The 2,366-nt window shown below is 28.4% G+C and carries 3 protein-coding genes; all 3 read right to left on the bottom strand.

From position 1 onward, the window contains the following. Nucleotides 1-286 precede the first annotated feature (286 nt). The 3 genes from BSU00_RS12740 to BSU00_RS12750 all read right to left on the bottom strand — a co-directional run bounded on the left by BSU00_RS12740 (nucleotide 287) and on the right by BSU00_RS12750 (nucleotide 2,298). Nucleotides 287-769 (bottom strand): hypothetical protein, encoded by a 483-nt coding sequence (locus tag BSU00_RS12740; protein ID WP_105004714.1) that lies wholly within the window; start codon nucleotides 767-769, stop codon nucleotides 287-289. Between the two features lie 51 nt (nucleotides 770-820). Then, nucleotides 821-1,237 (bottom strand): hypothetical protein, encoded by a 417-nt coding sequence (locus BSU00_RS12745; protein WP_105004715.1) that lies wholly within the window; start codon nucleotides 1,235-1,237, stop codon nucleotides 821-823. Between the two features lie 221 nt (nucleotides 1,238-1,458). Beyond that, a complete protein-coding gene (locus BSU00_RS12750; protein WP_105004716.1) occupies nucleotides 1,459-2,298 on the bottom strand; it encodes a DUF4886 domain-containing protein in 840 nt (279 codons plus the stop codon). Nucleotides 2,299-2,366: the final 68 nt, after the last annotated feature.

A 2,366-nucleotide genomic window follows, 5' to 3' on the forward strand; every position in this document is an offset into this window, starting at 1 on the left:
CATTGTTTACAACGGCCAGTGTATGAAACGTAGCGTGTAAATAGACACTACATTTTGGGTTTATCACAGGGCCAATTTTTTATATTTTGATTTAACTTCTCAGTTTTTAAGCCAAATTAAAAACTTGGCGGTCTCAGCAAATAAAACACAAAATTATTGATTAAACACTTAATTAGCTATGTTTTCATACACCGTGTTAGCAACAGTATTTTATCCTACCTAATACTAATAATAATAAAACTTTAATTTTAAATCAATCCATTACTCAGAATTTATAGATGAAGAATTAGAGGCTATCATACCATGAGGCTTTTTTTATTTCTATATTTTTTTCTGTAAATAAATTTATTAAATCTTTCTTTTCATCTCTTAAGCTTAAAAAGTTTTTCAAGTTATCTGTACAAATTCTAACGTTTTCCTTGTTCTTTAATTCAATTATTATTCTGTCACAAGCTCTACCTTTAGAAACTCTGAAGTACTCTATATCGGTTAATTTTATAGTTTGGTTTTTAAGTTTAGAGAACAACGGTAATTTTTTAATCTTTATTTCAAAATTCTCATCTGAAATTGAAGTTATTTTAATTTTACCAGAGTAAAAATAATGTAGAGTTTTTGATATTATCAAGACTATTAAGAGGACTGTTAGATATCTATAATTTTTATTTAAGATATCCAATAACTCTAATTTACCTATCGTAACCCCTAAAATAATAATTGATAGTATCCATGATATACCAAAAGGTATTGGTGATAAAATCCCTATTTTCATTTTTTTGTTTATTGTTGCTAACGTTGTTGCTAAGCTGCGTTTTAATGCAGTTTAGGTGTTGTTGGCAATAGTATTTTCTATTAAAATTTCAGTTATTTTTTCAACGTCATTTTCTTCTATTTCACTCAAGTCTAATTCTATTTTCTCTTCATCTTTTTTCACAACAGTAAGAATTCCGTTCTCCAAAACAGTAGACTTTATATCTTTAAAATTGAAGGTTTTTCCCATAAAGGAATTTATCCTTATTGTTATTCCAACTTTATTCCATCCAACGTAATATTTACCAAAAACCATTCTTGCAAAGAAAACAACCGTCAAAATTGAGCCAAGAGTAGATATTCTCTTATTCCACATGATATTTGGTTCAGAGAATAATTCAAATGTTCCTATTAATAAACATATAAACGAGGAAATGATCAAAACTGCATTTTTCAAACTACTAATATGATTAAAATATACTCTTTTCATTCTTTTTGCGTTTTGTTCAGATATTGTTGCCAACGGTCTCGGTTATGAGTAGTGCGGGAGTTTGAAAGCGATTTGTTTCAATCGAGCACTAACTTTATCGAGCCATTTTTATGTTTGTTATTTTCTTGAATAAAGATACAAATTGCGAGTGGAAAAAGAAGCAGAAAGTAATGTTTTAGCAATTAGTCCCGCATTACTTATAACCGTTGTTACCTGTAGTTTTATTCAGCTATCTTCTTTAGTAAATTCGCAACTTCAGGTTCTATTTCACCATTATATTTTAAATCAATGGCTTTTTCGTTTGATAAAATTTGATAAAATTCACACGCATTTAAAAACGAACCATAAACGGAAGGATGAAAGGAGTCGTCAAAAAGTTCAATCTCTGGATGTTTTATGCGAATTTCATAAAATAAGTTTCCGTTATTTGACTTCAAGATATTGTTATTGTCCGCTAATTTTTGATATGCTTGGTTTATAACGTCATTATGTTGTTCTAAATTTTCAATACTTTCGGAACAGTATTTTTTACTGCTTTCCAATGATTTATCTATCAACCTACCTGGATAACATTTCTCCAATGGGTATTCGGCTTTTGATGCCCAAGTGTTGAATAATATAAACTTACAATTTGGATTATTTACAATTTTTTTGAATTTCTTTATTGAAGAATCAACTACAAGATTCCGTGATTCAGGTATAATCACTCTAATTGTTCCTTCTTGTAATATAATTATGTCCCATTTCCTTTCTGACAATTTTCGTTCTGTTTCAGTAATTTCTCCTTCTTTTTTATTCCGCACATTTATACTTTCTTCATTTTGTGTTAAGATTGTCTTGTTTAAATGCCAATCAAGGAACATTCCAGGAAAAGTACTCTGATGAATTTTAATATTAGGATTTGTTTCATTTAACATTTTTTGAACCATTAAAGGCATTTCATGATAAAACGTCAAACTGTTTCCTATAAAAAGTACATTGAGTTCTTCAGTAGATTTTTTATTTTCTGCATTACAACTTATTAGTATTAAAACTAAAATGGTCAGTAGTATTTTTTTCATTAATTACAGGTAACGTTTTGGCTAAGCTGCGTTTTAATGCAGTTTAGATGTTGTTATGATCATTTTTT

Origin of the sequence: Tenacibaculum sp. SG-28, assembly GCF_002954385.1 — a bacterium.
Classification (GTDB): domain Bacteria; phylum Bacteroidota; class Bacteroidia; order Flavobacteriales; family Flavobacteriaceae; genus Polaribacter.